This is a genomic window from Methanobrevibacter sp. (assembly GCF_045646205.1).
Taxonomy (GTDB): Archaea; Methanobacteriota; Methanobacteria; order Methanobacteriales; family Methanobacteriaceae; genus Methanocatella.
Map to the genome: position 1 here is coordinate 12,310 of NZ_JAZRKF010000067.1, position 21,377 is coordinate 33,686.

General features: G+C 35.1%; 21 protein-coding genes. 6 read left to right on the forward strand and 15 right to left on the reverse strand.

Features of this window, described 5'->3' with window-relative positions; all coding sequences use genetic code 11:
• Window positions 1–101 precede the first annotated feature (101 nt).
• Window positions 102–587 carry a tRNA (N6-threonylcarbamoyladenosine(37)-N6)-methyltransferase TrmO gene (gene tsaA / locus ACKI44_RS11925; RefSeq protein ID WP_407424688.1) on the forward strand — a complete coding sequence of 162 codons (486 nt, stop codon included), beginning with the start codon at window positions 102–104 and terminating at the stop codon, window positions 585–587.
• 33 nt (window positions 588–620) lie between these two features.
• Here tsaA and ACKI44_RS11930 read toward each other — a convergent pair whose 3' ends face one another.
• Genes ACKI44_RS11930 through ACKI44_RS11940 form a run of 3 tightly spaced genes read right to left on the reverse strand, consistent with a single transcriptional unit; the run spans window position 621 to window position 4,264 of the window.
• Window positions 621–1,655, reverse strand: a complete 1,035-nt coding sequence (locus tag ACKI44_RS11930) for a M42 family metallopeptidase (protein WP_407424690.1) — start codon at window positions 1,653–1,655, stop codon at window positions 621–623.
• A gap of 40 nt (window positions 1,656–1,695) precedes the next feature.
• Entirely contained in the window at window positions 1,696–3,207 is a 1,512-nt protein-coding gene (locus ACKI44_RS11935; protein WP_407424692.1) for a flagellar protein, read from the reverse strand.
• Between the two features lie 10 nt (window positions 3,208–3,217).
• Entirely contained in the window at window positions 3,218–4,264 is a 1,047-nt protein-coding gene (locus ACKI44_RS11940) for a ribonuclease H-like domain-containing protein (protein WP_407424694.1), read from the reverse strand.
• A 333-nt stretch (window positions 4,265–4,597) separates the two neighbouring features.
• Here ACKI44_RS11940 and ACKI44_RS11945 point away from each other — a divergent pair, with 333 nt between their 5' ends.
• From ACKI44_RS11945 to ACKI44_RS11955, 3 genes are read left to right on the forward strand one after another with little or no spacing between them, the layout of a single operon-like run.
• Window positions 4,598–4,981, forward strand: a complete 384-nt coding sequence (locus tag ACKI44_RS11945; protein ID WP_407424696.1) for a hypothetical protein — start codon at window positions 4,598–4,600, stop codon at window positions 4,979–4,981.
• Between the two features lie 11 nt (window positions 4,982–4,992).
• Window positions 4,993–5,733, forward strand: a complete 741-nt coding sequence (locus ACKI44_RS11950) for a phosphopantothenate/pantothenate synthetase (RefSeq protein WP_407424698.1) — start codon at window positions 4,993–4,995, stop codon at window positions 5,731–5,733.
• Complete coding sequence (locus tag ACKI44_RS11955) at window positions 5,730–6,269, forward strand: nucleoside monophosphate kinase (RefSeq protein WP_303737665.1); 540 nt, start codon at window positions 5,730–5,732, stop codon at window positions 6,267–6,269. Before ACKI44_RS11950 ends, ACKI44_RS11955 begins: the two co-directional genes overlap by 4 nt.
• Here the strand turns inward: ACKI44_RS11955 and ACKI44_RS11960 are convergent, their stop codons facing one another.
• From ACKI44_RS11960 to ACKI44_RS11980, 5 genes are all read right to left on the reverse strand, one after another.
• Window positions 6,270–6,950 carry a diphthine--ammonia ligase gene (locus ACKI44_RS11960; protein ID WP_407424700.1) on the reverse strand — a complete coding sequence of 227 codons (681 nt, stop codon included), beginning with the start codon at window positions 6,948–6,950 and terminating at the stop codon, window positions 6,270–6,272.
• Window positions 6,951–7,757, reverse strand: a complete 807-nt coding sequence (locus tag ACKI44_RS11965) for a hypothetical protein (RefSeq protein ID WP_407424702.1) — start codon at window positions 7,755–7,757, stop codon at window positions 6,951–6,953.
• 65 nt (window positions 7,758–7,822) lie between these two features.
• Window positions 7,823–8,254 carry a class III signal peptide-containing protein gene (locus tag ACKI44_RS11970; RefSeq protein ID WP_407424704.1) on the reverse strand — a complete coding sequence of 144 codons (432 nt, stop codon included), beginning with the start codon at window positions 8,252–8,254 and terminating at the stop codon, window positions 7,823–7,825.
• Window positions 8,255–9,124 carry an A24 family peptidase gene (locus ACKI44_RS11975; protein WP_407424706.1) on the reverse strand — a complete coding sequence of 290 codons (870 nt, stop codon included), beginning with the start codon at window positions 9,122–9,124 and terminating at the stop codon, window positions 8,255–8,257. It abuts the gene before it with no gap.
• A 117-nt stretch (window positions 9,125–9,241) separates the two neighbouring features.
• On the reverse strand, window positions 9,242–10,858 hold the full coding sequence (locus ACKI44_RS11980; RefSeq protein WP_407424708.1) for a CTP synthase: 1,617 nt from the start codon (window positions 10,856–10,858) through the stop codon (window positions 9,242–9,244).
• 114 nt (window positions 10,859–10,972) lie between these two features.
• On the opposite strand from ACKI44_RS11980, the gene ACKI44_RS11985 reads away from it, so the two are divergent.
• Both ACKI44_RS11985 and ACKI44_RS11990 read left to right on the forward strand, forming a co-directional pair.
• Window positions 10,973–12,958, forward strand: a complete 1,986-nt coding sequence (locus ACKI44_RS11985) for a hypothetical protein (protein ID WP_407424710.1) — start codon at window positions 10,973–10,975, stop codon at window positions 12,956–12,958.
• A gap of 44 nt (window positions 12,959–13,002) precedes the next feature.
• Window positions 13,003–13,737, forward strand: coding sequence for a hypothetical protein (locus ACKI44_RS11990; RefSeq protein WP_407424712.1), 735 nt, complete (start codon window positions 13,003–13,005; stop codon window positions 13,735–13,737).
• Window positions 13,738–13,767: 30 nt separating this feature from the next.
• Here the strand turns inward: ACKI44_RS11990 and ACKI44_RS11995 are convergent, their stop codons facing one another.
• From ACKI44_RS11995 to ACKI44_RS12025, 7 genes are all read right to left on the reverse strand, one after another.
• Entirely contained in the window at window positions 13,768–16,077 is a 2,310-nt protein-coding gene (locus ACKI44_RS11995; RefSeq protein ID WP_407424714.1) for an Ig-like domain repeat protein, read from the reverse strand.
• Between the two features lie 62 nt (window positions 16,078–16,139).
• On the reverse strand, window positions 16,140–16,913 hold the full coding sequence (locus tag ACKI44_RS12000; protein ID WP_407424716.1) for an alpha/beta hydrolase: 774 nt from the start codon (window positions 16,911–16,913) through the stop codon (window positions 16,140–16,142).
• 1 nt (window position 16,914) lies between these two features.
• Window positions 16,915–17,085 carry a hypothetical protein gene (locus tag ACKI44_RS12005; RefSeq protein WP_407424718.1) on the reverse strand — a complete coding sequence of 57 codons (171 nt, stop codon included), beginning with the start codon at window positions 17,083–17,085 and terminating at the stop codon, window positions 16,915–16,917.
• A gap of 9 nt (window positions 17,086–17,094) precedes the next feature.
• Window positions 17,095–18,450: an MATE family efflux transporter gene (locus ACKI44_RS12010; protein WP_407424720.1), complete on the reverse strand. Its 1,356-nt coding sequence runs from the start codon at window positions 18,448–18,450 to the stop codon at window positions 17,095–17,097.
• 2 nt (window positions 18,451–18,452) lie between these two features.
• Window positions 18,453–19,088, reverse strand: coding sequence for a flavodoxin family protein (locus tag ACKI44_RS12015; RefSeq protein WP_407424722.1), 636 nt, complete (start codon window positions 19,086–19,088; stop codon window positions 18,453–18,455).
• A 14-nt stretch (window positions 19,089–19,102) separates the two neighbouring features.
• Window positions 19,103–20,323, reverse strand: coding sequence for a cofactor-independent phosphoglycerate mutase (locus ACKI44_RS12020; protein ID WP_407424724.1), 1,221 nt, complete (start codon window positions 20,321–20,323; stop codon window positions 19,103–19,105).
• Window positions 20,324–20,355: 32 nt separating this feature from the next.
• Window positions 20,356–21,375: a homoserine dehydrogenase gene (locus ACKI44_RS12025; protein WP_407424726.1), complete on the reverse strand. Its 1,020-nt coding sequence runs from the start codon at window positions 21,373–21,375 to the stop codon at window positions 20,356–20,358.
• Window positions 21,376–21,377: the final 2 nt, after the last annotated feature.

Sequence of the window (21,377 nt, forward strand, 5' to 3'; positions counted from 1 at the left end):
TTTTGGAAATAAAGAGTTTTGAAAACGATTACTTGAAATGCTTCATATCGATAATTTTAAAATGAAACATTATATTAAAGAGTAAAAACATAAGTTAAAGTATGAAAATAGAACTTGAATCAATCGGAACAATTCACACTGAATTTACAGAAATTGAAGGTATGCCTATCCAACCAACTGGAGCGAAAGGTGTTAAAGGAGAAATTATTATAAAAGACAAATATGCGGATGGTTTAAAGGATTTAGAAGATTTTTCACATATTAATATTTTATATTTGCTTCATAAGGTAGACGGATATCTGCTTGAAGTGAAACCCTTTATGGACAATAATACACATGGAGTTTTTGCAACAAGATCTCCCAAAAGACCAAACCGTATAGGCTCATCAGTTGTAAAAATAGATAAAATAGAAGGAAATACTGTATACGTGTCAAATATTGACGTATTAAATGAAACACCACTTTTAGACATCAAACCTTATGTGCCCCAATTATATGAGGATACGATTGACGAGTTGAAAATAGGATGGTTTGAAGCCAATCACAATAAGGCAAAATCACAAAAATCAGATGATAGATTTAAATAAGGAAGTTTTAAAAACTTCCCAAAAATTCTTTTTTTATTCCAAATCATTGATTGCTTCTACAATCAATTGAATAGTTGATTCAACATCGTCCATACTGCAGACACTTACTGTAGTGTGGATATATCTTGTAGGAACTGATAATACACCAGTCGGAATACCTTCACGGGTCAAAGAAATTACAGTACCGTCAGTCGTACCTCCATCACTTACTTCCAATTGGTAATCGATGTCATTTTCTTCTCCTGCTTTAATCAATAAATCCTTAATGAACGGATGGGTTAGGATTCCACGTCCGGAAGCATCGGATAAAATTACAGCAGGACCTTTACCTATTACAACAGGAGCCTCTTCAGGTTTGATTCCCGGATGGTCGCCTGATAAAGTTACGTCAAGTGCAATAGCATAATCCGGATTCAATTTGAATGCTGCTGTTCTAGCACCTTTAAGACCAACTTCTTCCTGTACTGTTCCGACAGCGTAAAGGGTAACGTCAGCATCAATTCTTTTTAAAACTTCAATCATCACATAACATCCTGCACGGTTATCGATAGCTTTACCCATAACCAAATTGTTAGGATATTCTGCAAATATTGAATTGAAAGTCATCAAATCACCGACACGGACCATTTTTTCTGCATCTTCCTTATCCTTTGCACCGATGTCGATAAACATTGACTCGTAGTTGACAACTTTATTTCTTTCTTCAGGTTTTATAACGTGAGGTGGTTTTGAACCGATTACACCGATAACATCTTCTCCAACGCTGCTGTGGATAGTTACGGTTTGATTCATCAGCATCTGATCGTTGATTCCACCGATTTTTGAAAATAAAATATAACCCTTATCATCAATATATTTGACCATTAACCCAATTTCATCCATATGGGCAGCCAACATAATTTTAGGAGCTTTTTTAGAACCTTTTTTAGTAGCTATGATGTTACCCATATTATCACGTTCGATAGTATCTGCAACATCCTTTAATTCTCTTTCAATAATTTCAGCGATTTCATCTTCGCCACCGGATACACCAGGTGCCAAGATAAGTTCTTTCATTAATTCCATCATATCACCATTTATTAGTTTATACATTAATTATATATAAAAATTATTTTAATGCCTTGATTTTATTTTTCGCAACGTTTCTCACATATTCGTTTTCATCATTTAGAGAAACTTCTTTGAGGACTTTTATACTGACGATTTTTTTAACGCAGGCCTCCCTTACTCTCCAGGACTTGTCGCTTTCGAGGATTTTGGTTAATTCATTCTGATTTCTGATTTTAGAAACGCATCTGACATTAATGTCTTCATGAATGTTTTTCTCATAAATCTTTATCAATACCTCTTCATTGTCAATCTTATTTAAAGCCTTAAGGCTGAATTCAAGGTCTTTATTGGCCAGAATGATTTCAACGAGAACCTTCAAATCATCAATGTTGTCCAGAGTGTCCTTTCTTACGGATTCAAGTTTTGCCTCATGCAGTATTTTAATATAAGCATCTTCTGAAGTTATCTTTTCCATCGCTTCAAGGGCAATATCCTCATGAGTAGTATTGATAGCTATTTCAACGAAATCATCTTCAGAAGTTATATTGGGGTTTGAAACCGCATGAGACCTTACAAATGAGTCATCGTCATTAAGTGCAATATCAACCAGCACATCTGAATCGCTTATCTTTTTAACTGCGGTCTGTCTTGTAAACCTGTCGGAGTCATTTCGAGCCACATCAATTAATATTTTATCGTCATTTATCTTTTTAATAGCTTCGCTTCTAACAACGCTGTCCTCATCATTTAAAACGACCTGAGAAAGCACTTCCTCATCGTCAATGATTTTAACAAGGTCAAGCCTGACATCGGACTTTTTGGAATTCAATACTATTTTTTTCAGTAAATCCTTATCCGTAATCTTTTCAAAAATGATATTTCTTACCTTTGCATTGTCTTCCTCTTTTGCAATCTCGACCAGTTTATCTGCATTTGAAATCTTATTTATGGCTGCGATTCTAACATCACTGTCTGAATCTGTTAGAGCAATCTTTTGCAAGGTATCCTCATCAGTAAATGAATCCTTTAAAACTGCACCTTTTCTGATGCTTTTATCATTAGCCTTAAAGACAAGATCGGTCAATATCTTTTCGTCATTGATTTTTTCAAGGGCTTCCTTTCGGTACTTTTTGTCAATTGCGTTAATTGCAATGTCTTTAAGGGTTTCTTCATCTTCAACCTTATTGAAGATTTCTGTTATTTCCTTGGATTTTTTCTGGTTAATTACCATTTCAGCAATGGATTTATTGTTTTCACCTAATCTTTCATAGGCAAAGCTTCTTACATCATAGAACTTGGAATTTTCTGCTGCATCCCATAAAAGGCGCTCATCTTCCAGTTTATTTGCTGCAATTAATCTGATAGCACGGTCTTTAACATTTTTAGCCAAATCAAGTGCAACGTACTGATTTGTAATATTGTTTACTGCAACAGCCCTTTCATTCCTGTTTTTACTGTGCATTGCAATTTCCTTTAACTGCAGTTCCACTTCGGGAATGTCAACATCCTTTGAAATTTCGGCCGGCTTTTTTTCTTTTTTATCTTTTTTAAATCTATCAAATAACCCCATTTTAAAGCACCTATTCGTAATTAACCTCTTCATACATCTTCATTAAAAAATCAGCAAGAGAAACAATATCCTGTCTGTTATGTTCTATTATTGGTATCATCGGCCCAATATTCTTTTCGCTGAGATAAGTATTATAATATCCCGGAATATACTGTCCCGGCACGTCATCAACCCGTTCAAGTCCGAACTTGTATTTTTCAATTGTCTGGAGCTGACAGTTCGGAAGTTCATCTCTCCACAGGTATTTTGCAAAATACATCAAATCCAAATGGGCCAAATCAAAATCGACATCAATTCTGTGGTAACGGAGCCTGTTTTTAATATACGGCACATCGAATGTCTTTCCGTTGAAGGTTACATGAACCGAATCCTCGTCGAGATGTGAAAAGTAACCTTTTAAAATTGCAATCTCCTCATCCAGGTCCCTGAGGAAATACTGGGAGGATATGATGTTATTGCCCTTTATTTCAGCAACTCCTATAAGTATTATCGGGACGTTTGAAAGCCCCAATGTCTCTATATCCATGAACTTGAAGTTTTCGCTCTCGGGAATGCTGACGCATTTGATTAAATTGTCCCTGCAAGATTTTCCATATCTGTTCTGATTCAGCAAATCGATGATTTCCATAAATGACATGTCCTCCATATTCTCAAGGAAGTTTTTGGCGTTGTCCTTATGTGAATCATGATTTAAAAGTGACTCGATGGTATCATAACCCTGTTTTTTCAAGTTCTCTTCAGTTTTAATGCCAATTTTTGGAAGCAACTTCAGATTATGATTCATCTGATTTTTATAGTTGTTTTCAGCCAGATTAAAATCTATCTTTTCCTTTTGAACTATTTCTAAAGTGTCACCGTAGGGAGTGCTTATAACCTTACTTCCTTCAATGTCAGTCAATTCCTTATTCTGATATTTCAAAAGAAGCTGCTCCTTTAAATCCTCATAATAAGCAGGTGAAACCTTTCTGTATTCTTCAAAGGAAAAGTTTTCAGAACTCGGTGAGCTTTTCAGTATCGAATTCAATATGTAATTTTCATGTTCAAAATCTTGCATCAATTAATAATATGTAATCTATAAAATATAAAAATTTTTAATAAACCAAACTTGAATTTTTATAAAATTATATATACTATGAGATTCATAATATAACTTGGCTACTAAAAGTAGCCACGAAATGTAGATTAAAACAGCCAAACTTTAAAATTCATTTCTCTAAGAAAGCTTGTAAAACAAGCATTTAGGTAGATAATGCCCATTATCTACCTAACATTTATAAACAACTACTTTTTTTATCCAAATCTTTTAAATAAACTCTTATATTAATTTTTAAAAATTTGAAGAAAACTTTATATGAATTTTTTAACATAATTATAATTCAAGGGGTAAATCATGAAAATTAAATTAGCTGTAATATACGGAATACTGATTTGGGCTGTAACATATGTTATTTCAATGATTGTTCAGCCAATGATAACAAACAATACCTTATATAATAATTTAATTCTTCCCCTAAGCATAATTATAGTTACTGGATTTTTTGGAATTCTCTACATCCGAGAGATAAACGAAGACGAAGTAATCGAAGGAATAATAGTTGGAATAATCTTTATAGCAATAGATATCGTTTGTGACGTGATTGTTTTTATAATTCCACATAACCATACCGTTCTCATAACAAATTATACAACACACCTCATACTGATGTCAATTATAGTGCTTTTAACAACCACATTCCTCGGTTATCTGGCGCAGATGAAAATCGAGTTAAAGTAAAGAGGCAATAAATGTTATCAAAAGCTCATCCAAGATATGAATCATTAGTACTAAGAGATAAAATTGTTAAAGCATCAAAAGAAGGTTATCTGGCCGATTCTGCAATGATTGCCCATGGAAGAGGTGAAGCCTTTGACTACCTTCTCGGCGAAAAGACCACACTGCCTGCAAAAAGAGCAATGTATGTGACTGTGGCACTGATGATTTTATCCAAAAACCCAGTGATTTCAGTTAACGGAAACACCACTGCCCTTGCAATAGATGAAATCATAGAATTTGCAAAGGTAATCGGAGCAAAAATTGAAATCAACCTGTTTTACAGGACCGATGAAAGGGTAAAAAAGATTACTGAATTATATAAAAGTCATGGCTATCCGGAAATACTCGGATCTTTGGATGACGAAATAATGTATATTAACGAAATTAAAAACCCTAGGGCATCTGCAAGCAAAAGCGGAATATACAGTGCCGATACAATACTGGTACCTCTCGAAGATGGAGATAGAGCCGAAATATTATCTAGAAGCGGAAAGAATATAATTACCATTGATTTGAATCCTCTTTCAAGAACATCCAAAATGTCTGATGTTTCTATTGTAGATAATGTTGTACGTGCAATTCCATTTATGACAAAAATAGCTGGTGATTTACTCACGCAGGATAAAGAACTGTTAAAAGAGATTATTGAAGATTTTGACAATAAAACAAATTTAGATGAATCATTGAAATTAATAAAAGAGGACGTAAAATGAGAGTAATGGGAATATCAGGAATGCCCGGTTCAGGAAAAGCTACAGTCTCTGAACTGGCTGCTGAAAACGGCACAATCACAGTAGTTATGGGCGACATAATACGTGAAGAAGCTAAAAAACGTGGTGAACCAACAAAAGAAACTGCAATAAACCTTAGAAAAGAACATGGCGATTATATTGTTGCAGAACTAACCATAAAAAAAGTAAAGAAACTCATAGAGGAAGGATTTGATTCATCAATCATTATTGACGGTATCAGAAGCCCTTATGAAGTGGATCTCTTTAAAGAGAATTTTGATGATTTCATTGTTCTTTCAATATTTGCCAATCCGCAAATACGTTTTGAGAGAATTAAACTAAGACAAAGAGAGGATGACACCACAGACTATGAAGTCTTTGCTCAAAGAGACAGGAACGAACTGGGCTTTGGAATTGGTTCTGTAATTTCATTATCCGATAAAATGATTATAAACGAAAGCGATATGGAATCCTATGAAAAAAAAGTGAGAGAATTTATAGAAGAATATGATATTTAATCATTTTTCTTCCAAAATCGCATCTTCAATAATATATAAACCGCTGTCTACATGCCATTGCCTTTTATCTTTTATTATTTTAACTCTTTTTTTAAAAATAGGGCCGTCCAAAACTAGCGTTTCTGCTTCTCCGCCCTCAAAAGCAAGATTAAGGCCAACTTTTTCATTAATCTTCAGCAATTCATCAATGCATGCATCATCAATCCTGCGCCCAAGCCATTTTTCATCAAGGCCATAGGCTGCAACACCACTGATTATCACTTCAAAACCGAGTGAAACTATTTCTCGCATATATTCAAGTTCATCGACGTGCCAGTATGGTGAAACCGCCTTTATTCCAACCTCATCGGCCAGTCTTTCAATCCTTGACTTTTGATAGGTTGAGTAAAGTGCGCCTGTATATATGGCTTCGATGCCTAAATTTTTTAGATTTTCAAAGGCATGTCTTAAATCTTTGAGTTCCTCTTCCTTAATTCCATCGGTTTCAACGCTGATGATAGGAATATCCATTGCCTCTGCAAGTAAATCGGTGAGGTGAATGTTTGGGACATGAAACATGTATGACTCATCATTTGCAGACTTCATAGCCAGCAAATATCTTACATCCTCACCGCTTTTTAAAGCATTGTAAACAGCCATAGTGCTGTCCTTACCACCGGAAAATAATACTGCGACCTTCATTTATCTCTTCTTTTTAGTGTGTAAAAATCTGTTGAATCTTCTTTTACCGACTACGAATGATTCGAAGAAAAGACCTAAAACAGCGACAATAACACCGACACCACCGCAGGCCAATACAAAGTGAGTATTGGAAATCATTGATGAATTGGAATTATCGATACTGCTTTGAACTGAACCTTCAACGCTTGAAGCCACAATACCCTTTTCAAGCAATGTCTGTTTGACCTGATCATATGCTGAAGAGGCTATGACTATTTTAACGTGAACCTGCGCATAATTGATAGGTCCGCCAAAATTAGCTCTGTACCAATCGGCAAAAGACTTTAAAGCCTGGGAAGAAGAATAGTTGTTTAGTGCAATATTGATAACACCTGAAGTTTTGTTAACGGTATAATTTGAGAAATGTGAATCTATATTAGGCACTGTACTATTAAAGAACTTAAATTCCCTGTCAGTAAACGACCATAGAGGAATCGAAACTCCAGTTTCTTCCAAACTTTTAAAACCTTCAATTTTAGATAAATCACTTTCCAGTTTATTAATGTCGGTAGCTGAAGATACGTCAAGATACAATGTTTCTTCATTACCCGGCATAACCTTTTCAATAGCTGTTGCGATTTCAGGCATGTCTGAATATATTGGAGAGAGGAAAAAGGCTCCTCCCAGCGCACCTATAAAAAAGCCGACTCCCAGTATTAAAAGCATTTCCTTTTTGGACATGAACGGCTTTAACATAGCTATTGAAAAAACGAATACCATCATTATAATAAACAAGATTATATAAATAATAGTAACTATAACATCCATTTAATCCACTCATTTAAATAAGTATAATTAATTATTTAACTAATTACCATTTAAATAGGTTTGGATTAATATTTCTTATAGACGTTCATCTCTCCACTATCGATTGGCCATTCAACAACGACTTTATTTTCACCCTTATCAAGAAACAGGCTTCCTGATTTGAGATTTGAATTATGATTGAGTTTCAGCTCTTTGATTTTGCCGTCCTTCATATTATATGAAGCTGAAAGATATGAATTGGTTATTTTAATGTTTATTGCTTTATCCAGACTCAGATAAACCGTCTGCTTTGATCCCTGACCTTCACCGTAAACCTGGCTTATTGCATTTGAGAGTTTTGAAAGTTCACCCTTCGCGTTAATGCTGTTGGATACATCCAATGATTTTTCCATACCGAATTGGGCCAGCGGCAGGGTGAATGCAATCAGAAGAATTATTGAAACTGCAAATATAAGCAGATATTCAAGTGAAACCTGTCCTTTATCCTCTTTTATCATTTATATCACGAAAATTATATTTTTTAATATAAGCATTGACAAATCCCCATAGAATATGGCTATTATCAGTCCAATCAATATTGCCGGAACGTAGGGAAAGCCAAGCTTTATGGAAATCTGGCTTGAGATTATCTGCTGGGCATTCATTATTTTGAGAAGATACATATCCTTTAGAGTTATTCCTCCGGCAGTCAACGTCTTAAAGTAGTACTTTGATTTTCCGTCATCGCTTTCAAAGACTTTCAGGTTGCTTTTCTTGTTGCTTTCAATAAGCTCCTTTACATATTCACTGTCAAAATAGAAATTGTTTATCATCATTCCCTCCTTCAAATCCTTTATGTTAATGTGTTTGTTGAAACTGGAGTCTATCAATATTTTTATGCCTTTATAGCTTAGAAATCCCTTGAATATTTCGATATCCTCATCAAATGCATCATTTTTCATTATGAGATAAATCAGCAAGGCCATGAGAAAGGGAAATGATACAAGGATGCTGTTTACCATTACCGTAAATGAAAAGGGATAGAATGACAGCAATGGAGAAATGTTGAAAAATGAAGAATCTATTCCAAATGGTATTACTGAAGCGATTGAAGCAAATAGTTTTACATCACCGCCACCCCATACGTTCAATTGCCATAACATTAAAGTGATGAGATATGTAATTGAGTATGAAATAATCGAAAAGATAATGAATTTAAGATTACCTGTAATTATTGTCAAAATCAGGTTTGACGAAAAGCCAAAAGCCACAAATAGATAATTCAGTTTATTTGGAAGAAATCCCCTGCGGATATCGAAAAAGCAAAATATGGCACAAAAAATTATGGTAATTATTATTTGAATTAAAAAAATATCATCTAAAATCATGCTTAAAAATTTTTAAAAAGTAGTATATTAATTATATAGAAATTGAACCGGTTATATTCAAAAAGAAGGTTATACTGTACGGGAAGGTTATACTGTATGAAAAGGTAAAAAAAAGAATTAATTTTTAGAATGCTCGTAAATAGCTTCTAAAAATGATTTGAATAATGGATGTGGCCTATTAGGTCTTGACTTGAATTCCGGATGGAATTGACAGCCGATAGCCCAAGGGTGGTCAGGAAACTCGACAATTTCAACAAGGAAATCATCCGGACTGGTACCTGAAATGATAAGGCCTTTTTGCTGAAGGTCATCCCTATAATCGTTATTAAATTCATAACGGTGTCTGTGACGTTCTTCAATATCAATCTCACCGTAAGCTTCATGGGTTTTAGTTCCTTCAATAATCTTACAGTCATAGGAACCTAAACGCATGGTTCCGCCCATGTTCTTGATTTTTTTCTGCTCTTCCATCATGTCAATGACAGGATGAGCCAAATCATCATCAAATTCGGAACTGTTGGCATCAGGATAACCGTTGCGTCTTGCAAACTGAGTCACCATTGACTGCATACCCAAACAGATACCGAAGAGAGGAACATTGTTTTCAATAGCATAGTCAACAGCATCGAGTTTTCCTTCAAATCCTCTTTCACCGAATCCTCCAGGAATAAGGATACCGTCAAAAGTGTCTAAGATTTCTTTATCAAGCTCATCAACATCGGAACTTAAATATTCGATATTTGCCTTGACGCCAATGCTTGCGGCTGCATGCTGGAGGGATTCTCTAATACTTATATAAGCGTCTTCAAGTTCAACATATTTTCCGACAATACCGATTGTTACGCTAGGATCTTTAATTCTTAAGGAGTCAACAATTTCTCTCCATTCATTCAATTTGGAAGAGTCCGCTTCAATATCCAGACCAATTCTCTTGACGATTAACTCACCGATATTCTTATCTTCCAAAACCAAAGGCACTTCATAAATTGTACCTGCATCGGGAGTGTTTACAACAGCATTTACATCCACGTCACAGAAGTGAGCAACTTTACCTAAAAGTGCATCGTCAATGTGAACCTGTGATCTGCATACAATCACATCAGGATTTATACCGACACTTCTTAATTCTTTTGTGGAATGCTGGGTTGGTTTTGTTTTGAATTCACCGGCAGCATTTAGATATGGGATAAATGTAACGTGTACAAACATGACGTTTTCACGGCCTTCCTCATTCCTGAGCTGTCTTAAAGCTTCAAGGAAAGGCTGACTTTCAATATCCCCAACAGTACCTCCAAGTTCAACCAGAACAACATCATAATCTGAGCTTTCAGAGTTTTCCCTAATCATTTCCTTAATACGATTAGTGATATGAGGAATAACCTGTACACATTCACCAAGATATCCTCCTTCCCTTTCTTTAGCAATTACAGATTCGTAAACTTTTCCTGTTGTAATATTTGCAAGTCCGTCAAGTTCAACGTCTAAAAATCTTTCATAATGACCTAAATCCAAATCGGTTTCCATTCCATCATGAGTTACAAAAACTTCACCATGTTGGTAAGGATTAAGTGTTCCGGAATCCCAGTTTAAATAAGGGTCAATTTTAATAGCTGATACTTTTAAACCATATGATCTTAAAATCCTACCCATAGAGGCTGAAGTAATTCCTTTACCTATGGAACTTACAACTCCTCCAGTAATAATGATATATTTTGTCAGATAAATCCTCTCCATTTTTAATTATTAATATTATAATTTTAGTTTTTCATAATATATAAAATTAAATAGAAAATAATTATAACATGTTAAAATTAAAATATTAATTAACTAGAACAGGGGGTGAATCCTTTGAAAACTAAATATCTTATAGTCATGTTGTTCATTTTTATCTTATCACTTGCGGCAGTAAGTGCAAATGAATTGGATGAAAATCAAATAGATGAAAATGATGCAATATTGCCTGTCGATTCAACAGACAATAATATGGACAACAGTACAATAATCGGTAATGACCTTGTAAAGTATTATAAGAACGATTCACAATACGAGGTTCAAGTTTTCGATGAAAATCACACTAAATTGAATAATACACATGTGGAATTTTCAGTTAATGGAAATACTTATGTAAGAACAGTGAAAGATGGAATAGCTAGGATAAACATTAATTTAAACCCTGGCGATTACAAGATTACAGCAAAAAATTGTTATGATAACACTACAGTTACAAATAACATCACTGTATTAAGCACCATCATTTCTTCTGATTTAACCAAATACTTCAAAAACGCTTCACAATTCAAAGCCACAGTATTGGATGGGCTTGGAAATCCTGAATCAGGAGTGAACGTATTAATCAATATAAACGGAGTATACTACAAACGTACAACAGATAAAACTGGAACAGCAAAATTAAATATAAATCTAAACCCCGGAAAATACACATTGACTGTCGGACGTGAGGATACAGGATTGAAAATGGCATCCAATGTCAGAGTTCTACCAACATTATTATGTAACGATCTTGTCAAATATTATAGAAACGCTTCACAATTCAAAGCCACACTATTGGATGAGGCAGGTAACCCTGCAGCCAATGCTAAAATGACACTCAATATCAACGGAGTTTATTACAAACGTACAACAGATGAAAATGGAACAGCAAAATTAAATATAAATCTAAACCCTGGAACATATATATTGACTGCTGAACAGGACACTACAGGATTGAAAATGTCTGCTAAAGTTACTGTACTGCCTACAATTTTATGTAATGATTTGGTCAAATATTTTAAAAACGCATCTCAGGTAAATGTAAAAGTCTTGGATGATATGGGAAATCCATTAAAAAATTCCAAGTTGACATTAAACATTAATGGAGTCTTTTATACACGTACCACTGACAATGAAGGAAATGCAAAATTAAATATCAACTTACAGCCGGGAGACTATATTTTAACTGTTGAAAGATTAGATAATCATTTAAAAGTATTATCAAACATTAAAGTGTTACCTAAATTAATCGCTAGAGACGTTAATACCTGTACTGAAGGTAAAGCATTTCCAGTGAAATTGGTTAATGATGTGGGAAAACCTGAAGTTGGAAAAAGACTTACTGGATCAATTAACGGTGAAACTTTCTATGCAACAACAAATTCCGAGGGAATTGCTACATTTCAATTATCCTTCCTTACAAAAGGATATTATACAATAACTGTATCATATGGGGAGAATATCATTTCCAATAAGTTATTAGTTGAAAAAGGTACTGTTTCAGTAATTAGAAACCTTGGAAATCCTAATGCTCCAAAAATAGCATATGTGGTCGGTCTTCACCCATTAGAACACAGGACACATGAAACATTATTGAAAATACTTCCTACAATTCCTGGTCTAAATTACTGCTATGACGTCTACGTAATTCAAGTAACTGAAGATATCGGTTATTATGGAGACGGTCTATCCAACGACAAGAACCCTGGAAGACAAAACGGACAATATCTAGCTTATAATTATGTATATCCTCAAATTTTGAAAGGAGGATATAAACTAACTGTTGATGTTCACTCAAATGTTGGATATGGTGTTCCTGCATTCGTATTCAGTCCGGTCACTGGTGGAGCAGGAGAAAGATATGCAAGAACTGTTGCAAGCAATTGTGCAAACGTTAACTATTATCAAATAAGTACAACAACAAGTGCACCATACTTGACAATACCTTTAAATCAGAACGGCATTCCTGCATTCTATTATGAGGAATACAGTTTTGAACCACAATCCAGTATGGACATGCATATGACACAGCTCCTTTATGCAGTAGACGGATTGAAATTTTAGTAAGATAATTTAATTTATCTTACAATTTATTTTTTGGAGATAATATGAAAAAATATATTTTAATATTAATAATAATTGCGCTTATTTTAGTTGGCGGCATACTATTTGTTCAAAATCAAGGTTCACAGAATAACCCTATCGGAACTGCAAATAACGCAAATGCAATCAGAGAAGTTATCGCGAATAACAGTGATGATCCAGGCAGTGTTGAAGTCATAAGAAATGTCGGAAATCCCAACGGTGAAAAAATAGCTTATGTGGTTGGAGTGCATCCTCTTGAACATGAAGTCCACGAAACCTTGGTTAAAATACTTCCCGAAACGAATAATCTCAATTATTCCTATGATATCTACATAATCAATGTAACAGATGATGTAGGCCATTACGGATCAGGATACTCAGATAAGGATGATAAGGGAAGACAAAACGGACAGAATTTAGCATATAAATATGTTTATCCAAAAATAGTTAACGGAAGCTACAAGGCAGCTATTGATGTGCACTCAAATATAGGAGCATACCCTTATAAGACATTCGTATTCAGTCCGGTAAACGAAGGTTCAGGTGAAAAATACGCTTCAGATGTAGCCGGCAAATGTGAAAACATCACTTATTACTCACCGCAATCAACTACAAGCGGACCATTCCTTACAATACCTTTGAATGAACATGGAATACCTGCATTTTACTTTGAGGAATACAGCTTTGCAGACCAATCCACAAAGGATATGCATGTCAAGGAACTGATTAAAGCCGTTGACGGACTAAAATTTAAGTAAGATGAGTTTAATCATCTTACCAATATTTTTTTAATTTACTGTAATGTAATTGAATTTTGTATAACTTTCCCAATATGAAGTAATAATGTATTTTCCAGGCATTAAATTAATAGTTAATGCAGCCATACCATTATTGTCGGTTGTACGATTGTAAAATACACCATTAATATTGAAAGTCACGTTTTCACCTGATGAAATTTTACCCTGACCATCAAGGACAGTCACTTTGAATTTACTTCCGTCCTTATATTCCATGGACAAATCACTGGATACTAGTCTGGTCAATACCTTAATCTTATTGGAAACGCTTTGACCGTTGTAAGTAGCCGTTATTATGTAAACATCAGGATATAGATTAATATTTAGTTTTGCAATACCACTTTCATTGGTAGTTCTTGTATAGAATACTCCATTAATATTAAAATCTACTTTTGCACCTTTTAAAGGATTTCCCTGACCATCAAGTACCTTTACAGTGTATTGGGAATCGTTTCTGTAATATTTTACAAGATCATTATTTTCAACAAGAACTGATTTAACCAAAATGGAATTGGCCATCATTTCACCAGTATCCAAGTTTATGGAAGTTATGATATATTTGCCAGGATTTAAATTAATGTTTAACTTGGCCACACCGTTTTTATCAGTCGTACGTGTGTAAAATACACCATTAATATTGAATTGAACATTTGAATTCTTTAAAGTGTTTCCATTCTTGTCCAAAAATGATGCATAGAATTGAGTATCGTTTTTATAATATTTTACAATATCTTGAGCTGAAAGTGTTGTTTTTACCAAGACTTTTGCATCACATTTGGCATTATCGAATTTGCCGTCGTATTTTACATTAACATTATATTCACCAGGGCCCAAATTAATTGCCAATGAAGCATACCCCGTATCTTTAACGATAGGATAATAGGTCTGGCCGTTAACAGTTACTGCAACCTTTTCACCAACAAGAGAAGAGTCATATTTATCTTTCAAATAAATGTATAATCTCTGAGGTCCACCCATGTACTTTTCAACGTTGTCTGCATATAGTCTGACACCATAGTCTGTTGCATAATATGCAAAATTATTAACTTCAGATATTCCTGGAATATGACAATGAATGTTGTAATATCCCACCTTTTTCGGTTTGAGCGTAATAATAATATGTTTACCGTCAAAAACACCTGGAATTTGCCAATATATAGCATGTTCCTGAGAGTTATAAGTATAAGTTCCATAATTAGAAACAACACCAACAAAATCAACATCATTACCCAAATTAAAAACAACGGTTTGTGCTGAAGTTATATGTTGAATTCTGTATTCTACAGTTATTTCGCTGTTGACCAGTACAGACTGATCACCTCTTAAAAAGTTAATTACTTTTCCTGTAGGGCGATTTTCAAATATATGTGTTCCAACATACAGTTTTCCAGGATTTTGAGGTATAACGGACGGAGGATAATATTGTCCTTTGTAATAGAAATGAGTAACAATCTTGGCAGTGTTCAAACCAACATTACGCCCGTTGTCATTTGTTGCATAGACATCAACCCCATAATACTGTCCGTTAACTGTATCATGTACTTTATAGTCATAAGTCATAAGGTTTCTTCTGTTTATACCGGAATCATCATAAGAACAAACCATAATAAGCGCATCAACAGGATTTAAAGAATAATCCTTATAGTTTCCTTTTATGTGATACCTTATTTCATTTGGAATGACCATATACTGGCCAATCTGTAATGTTCCAGTCAGATAAGTATTATAAAAGGAAATGCCGTAACGTCCGTCAGGAGCTTTTATGAAAAAGTGTCCGTAACCATAAGGTGCAAGAATATTTTTAATGCGTTTAAGGTAATCCGGAGAAATATCATTGTTTACAACAATCTGACCTGCAATCTGTTCAATGGATCTGCTGCTGGAATCGTACTGACTTCCTCCCTGACCGATAACCCAACCATTTTCTGTAATTATACAATGGAAAAAGTAAGTTGATTGAGTGTCAATTTCCTGTTTAAGAATGTTTAATCCGTTCCAGTTTTGGGAATTAACTTCATACCCATGTCCGTTAAGTGGAGAATCTTGTCTGAATCCATAGACTGTTTCATCCGCTTCCTGAATAACAAAAGAACAGCATTCCCATTCGGACTTGTTAATTGTTTTATCGCTTGTCGGTTGCTCATACAAAATCTCATCATTAATTACATCATATAAAATGCCATCCTGATACAAAAAATTATCATCAGATGATGTTTCATTAATATCAGATGCGTTAACCGCATTTAAACAAAATAAGAAAATAATTAATAATGTTATAGTTAAATATTTTCTTGAAATCATAATTTCACCCAATATAAAAAATAATATATAAAAAATACTACTTAAAATTTTATAATATAATTTTACAATCTTTTAATGAATTCTTTTATGAACTCATCACAGAATTCCCAGGTATGCTCACCTTCAGCACCGACAAAAGTAGCGTCAATGTCTTTTGATTTTAAAAACCTGTAAAAATCTGCATTTTTTTCAAAAAGAAAGTCATCAAGGCCACATGCCATGTAAATTTCAGGTATATCATCACAATTATCAATCAGGTATTTTGGATCCTTATCGGAGCCTTGAACTTCATCGAGATTACCGAATATTGATTCGTAGAACTGTCTTGAGTACAGTACGTTATGGTTATCTCCATAATCTGCAATGTCATCTGTTATCAAGGCTGCTGAAATCATTCCTATTTTTGAAAAGTTATCTGAGTATTTAAGTCCGTTTCTAATGGCTCCGTAACCTCCCATTGAAAAGCCTGCAATGAAAGTGTCTTCCCTTTTATCGGACAATGGGAAAATGCTCCTTGTAATATCAAGCAATTCCTGGCCAACATACTCACTGAATAACCTGTGTGAAGCAGTATCATCAAGATAGAAACTGTTTTCTCCGCATGGAATTACAATAGCTATTCCATTATCTTCTGCAAATTTCTGAATTGAGGTGTTTGCAAGAAAGATATCATCACTGCCGTAAAGGCCATGTAGCAAATAGAGAGTTTTATACGGCTTTTCTACAATCTCTTCAGTGTCGTTTAAAAAATGAATGTTGTCTGCAGGTAAAATTACGCTTATTGATGTTCTTCTCTGCAGACTTTTGCATTTGATGTCTCCTCTAAAAAGAACCATTTCAATCACTTTTAAGTAACTTATCCAATTTCTTATTAATCATGTCCAATTTTTTATCAAGCGCTACCTGATTGTTCAATATCAGCTTCTGGTTTTCGCTTAGCGCCAATTGATTTGAAAGCAAAGTTTCAAAGTTCAAATTCATTAAATCATTATTATTCTTACCAAACATTTTACCACCTTAAACTGCTCTATACTCTGTCCATTTACCTGAAAAGTACCTGTACACATATATTCCTGCCCTTACATACCAGTCAACAAACATCGCTATCCATGTTCCGAATACTCCTACACCCAGCCAGTCGGCGATAACATAGGATAGTGCAATTCTGCATGTAAACATTACTGCAAGACTTATATACATTACTGATTTTGAGTCTCCAGCTCCCCTGAACGTTGAAGGAAGCGTGAAAGCTATCGGCCATATTATGATTGCAAAAATACCATGCCATACAACCATTTCAGTTGTCATTGCGGCGGTCTGTGCTGATAGCTGATAGATATCCAATATGAACGGCAGCAATGCAAAAATTGCAATATTTATTATTACATGTGATATGAACACTATTATAATGCACTTCTTATTGTAATACCTTGCCTGTTCATAGTCATTAGCTCCAACACATCTTGAAATAACGGCAGTTATACCTAAGTTAATTGCAAAACCAGGCAATACTGAAAATATTCCTATTGCATATCCAACTGAATTTGCAGCTATTGCCATCGTTCCGAATGTTGAAACAAGACTCAATACCAGAATACGGCCCAATTGAAAGAGGCCATTTTCAATTCCATATGGAATTCCTACATTTAATACATTTTTCAATATTACTAAATCAAATTTATGTTTTATCGTTCTTTTAATATGGAGCATATAATCCTCATCCAAAACGAAATATAGAATTACTGCTGCGGATAAAAACCTTGAAATGACTGTTGGAATAGCTACTCCTTCCACTCCCCATCCCAGATAGTAAATGCAGAATGCATTGCCGACCACATTTAAAATATCACAGACTACCATGATTCTCATCGGCAAATAGGCATCGTTGGTTGTTCTAAAAATAGCTGCTCCCGAATTATAGATTGCAATGAAAGGGATTGAAAATGCAACAATCAATAGGTAAACATCAGCATTCATCCATACGTCCGCTTCAATCTGGCCAAAGAGAATACCAATCAAGAAATATCTGGCAAATAGCACTATTATCATGAAAATAGTTGAAGAGATTCCTGAAAACCACACCAATTGATTTGATGCGTCACGGGCTCTTTCAACATTATTGTCTCCAAGATACTGGCCTGCTATTACTGCTCCCCCTGTTGCAAGGGCTGAAAAAGAAAAAATAAGTAGCTGCATTAAAAAATCGACCAGAGAAACACCACTGATAGCTGCCTCACCCAGTGATGCAACCATTATGGAATCTGCAAGTCCAACAAAAAATTCTAAAGCTTGTTCTATGAGCAATGGTATAAACAGATAGAACAAAGCCTTATTTGAAAATAAATAACCTTCCGGAGTTTTAAATATGTTCATCTCTATCTTATGAAGTTAGTTCTTGCTTTAGGCTCAACTTCATGTTCCAAACCTTTTTCACGTCCGGCTTCAATACATTTTAAAAAGTATGCCATGTTTCTTGCAAGCTGTCTCATTGTTGAGATGCCTTCTTCATCCTGCATCACTTCTTCTGGGGTGTTTCCGTGAACCATATTCCAGTAATATGATGTGATTATAGGCATTTGACTGATTCCCATGAATTTGTTTAACTGATCATAGGTTGCAGTGTTTCCGCCTCTTCTTGCAGAAACTACACTTGCACCAGGTTTGAATGCAAAGGCTTTAGCACCGTTTCCGTGGCTATTGGAGTAGAATGCCCTTCCCAAAAATGAGGTTATTCCACCGGTTGCTGCTGCATAATGAACCGGGGACCCGAATATGAAACCGTCAGCTTCTTCAGCCTTTTTAACGAACTCATTAACTTTATCATTGTCAAAGGTACATTCACCTTTTTCTGCACATTTCAAACATGCATTGCAGCTTATTATCGGTTTTGTTCCAATCCAGAATATTTCAGTTTCTATATCGCTTTCATTCAATACTTTAGCCACTTCGGATAATGCTGTGTATGTGCATCCGTTTTTATGAGGGCTTCCGTTCAATAACAATACTTTCATATAACTCTCCCCATTTAAAATTCATTTATTAATCTTGACATTAATTTATATCCGTCCTGCTTTTCAATAGAACCTGTTTTTACACCTTCTTCATCAAATGATGTACATTCGTCCCCTGTCTTATCGGATGAATAGATTACTAAAGGCACGTCATCACGTGTGTGGGTTCCGATTGATATTGGAGTCGGATGGTCAGGCAATATTGCCGCTTTAAAGTCTTCCCCTTCAAGGCTTTCAATAATCGGTCCGACAATAAACTCATCAATTCTCTCAATAGCCTTTACTTTCTCATCTATCAGTTGAGCATGGCCCGCTTCATCAGGCGCTTCAATATGAATCAGCAATACATCATGATTTTTAAGAGCTTCAATACCATATTGGCCTTTTGCCTCATAATCAGTATCAAAAAATCCTGTAGCTCCAGGCACGTCAATTACATCCAAATTAGCAAATACACCGATTCCTTTAAGAAGGTCAACACCTGTAATTACAGCACCTGTCAGTCCGTAGGTTTCTTTAAAGTCAGGCAATTTTGGAGTTGTTCCCTGACCCCATAGCCATACCATGTTAGCAGGGCATTTGCCATCGGCAATTCTGGCCTTATTGACTTCATGGTCTTTTAGGACTTCCTGAGCCTCATACATGATATCCCTCATCTTAACTGCAAGGTCATCATCCCATATTGTGTATTCAGTAAGGTTTTCACCTGCAATATCATGAGGAGGGACTGTGTTTAAATCAGCCAAAAGATTTGCATCTTCCTCACTGTCACAGGAGTATACGAATATATGCCTGTAGCTTATGCCTGGATAAAACTTGCCTTTAAAGTCATCATATTTTTCTTTGAAATATTCATTTAAAGCATCCATTAAAACAGCTGCCTCTTCAGAGGTGATGTGGCCTGCATTAAAGTCTTCCATTGTGTCATCCTTTTCAGTTATCGTGTTGCATCTGAAAATGACATCTGTCGGCTTTGTTTCAATTCCCATACTGCCGGCTTCAAGAGGTCCACGGCCAGTATAGTAATCTGCAGGATTATATCCGAAAATGCTCATGTTTGCAACATCAGACCCCGGCGTATATCCGTCAGGAACATTATTTGTAAATCCTCCAAATCCATTTTGTGCCAATTTGTCAATATTAGGAGTTTCAGCTACCTGAAGCGGTGTTTTACCGTCCAATTCGTCGAGAGGAAGGTCGCTTGAACCGTCAGGAATAAAAATTACATATTTCATAAATATCAAATCCAAAAAAAAGAATAAAGGAATTAGTATTTAGATTTTAAAATACTAATTACGTCTGTCAACATAGCAGATGCAGTTTCAAGTGATCCTGCACCAAGACCCATAACTGTAACATCTCCGGCCAAATCTGTTTTGATTGTAGCCATGTTTAAGGTACCGCCAATGTCATAGGCACTTCCTTTTTTAACCAAACGTGGAGATACTTTCAGGGCATCTTCAGAAACTTCAGCTATTAATTTAATTAAATATCCATCTTTTCCTGCAAGTTCAATAGCCTGTGAAGTAATGCTTGAAATACCCTCTACAGTCACATCATCATAAGTTGCGTCAATTCCCAAAACAGAATTTGCTAAAATTACAGTTTTACAAGCTGCATCAATACCTTCAACATCTGCGGTTGGGTCTGTTTCTGCAATACCCAATTCTTGAGATTCTTTTAATGTAATGTCATATGGAGAACCTTCAGAAGTCATTCTTGATAAGATATAATTTGTTGTACCGTTTAGGATACCGACAATTGATTTTATACCGCAGGATGAAAGTGTTTCATGAGCAAAGTTAATGATTGGCATTGCTCCACCAACACTTGCTTCATATTTAAACTCTACGCCGTTTTCTTCAGCGGCTTTGGTAACTTCACTGAATTTAATTGCCAAATGTCCTTTGTTTGAAGTTACAACATCTTTTCCTTGACCAAAAGCCTTAAGTGTTAATCCCAAAGCAGGTTCGGCAGTCTCAATATTAGTAGGAGTTGCTTCCATCAATAAATCATACTCAACAGCATCCAAAACGTCAAGGCCAGATATATTAGACCCGTATTCAGGATAAGCGGATAAATTTCCTTCACTGTTTTTGCTGTGAATAAGTAACATTTCTTCTAAACCGTCTTGGTTAATGGCAGATGTGGATGAATCTGCAGCAGCTACAACTTTTAACTCAACGCCATATTCTTCCTTAATCATAGCCTTTTTCAATGAGATTGCCTGGGCAATACCTTGACCCACTGATCCAAATCCCATTATAATAATCTTACATTCTTTCATAA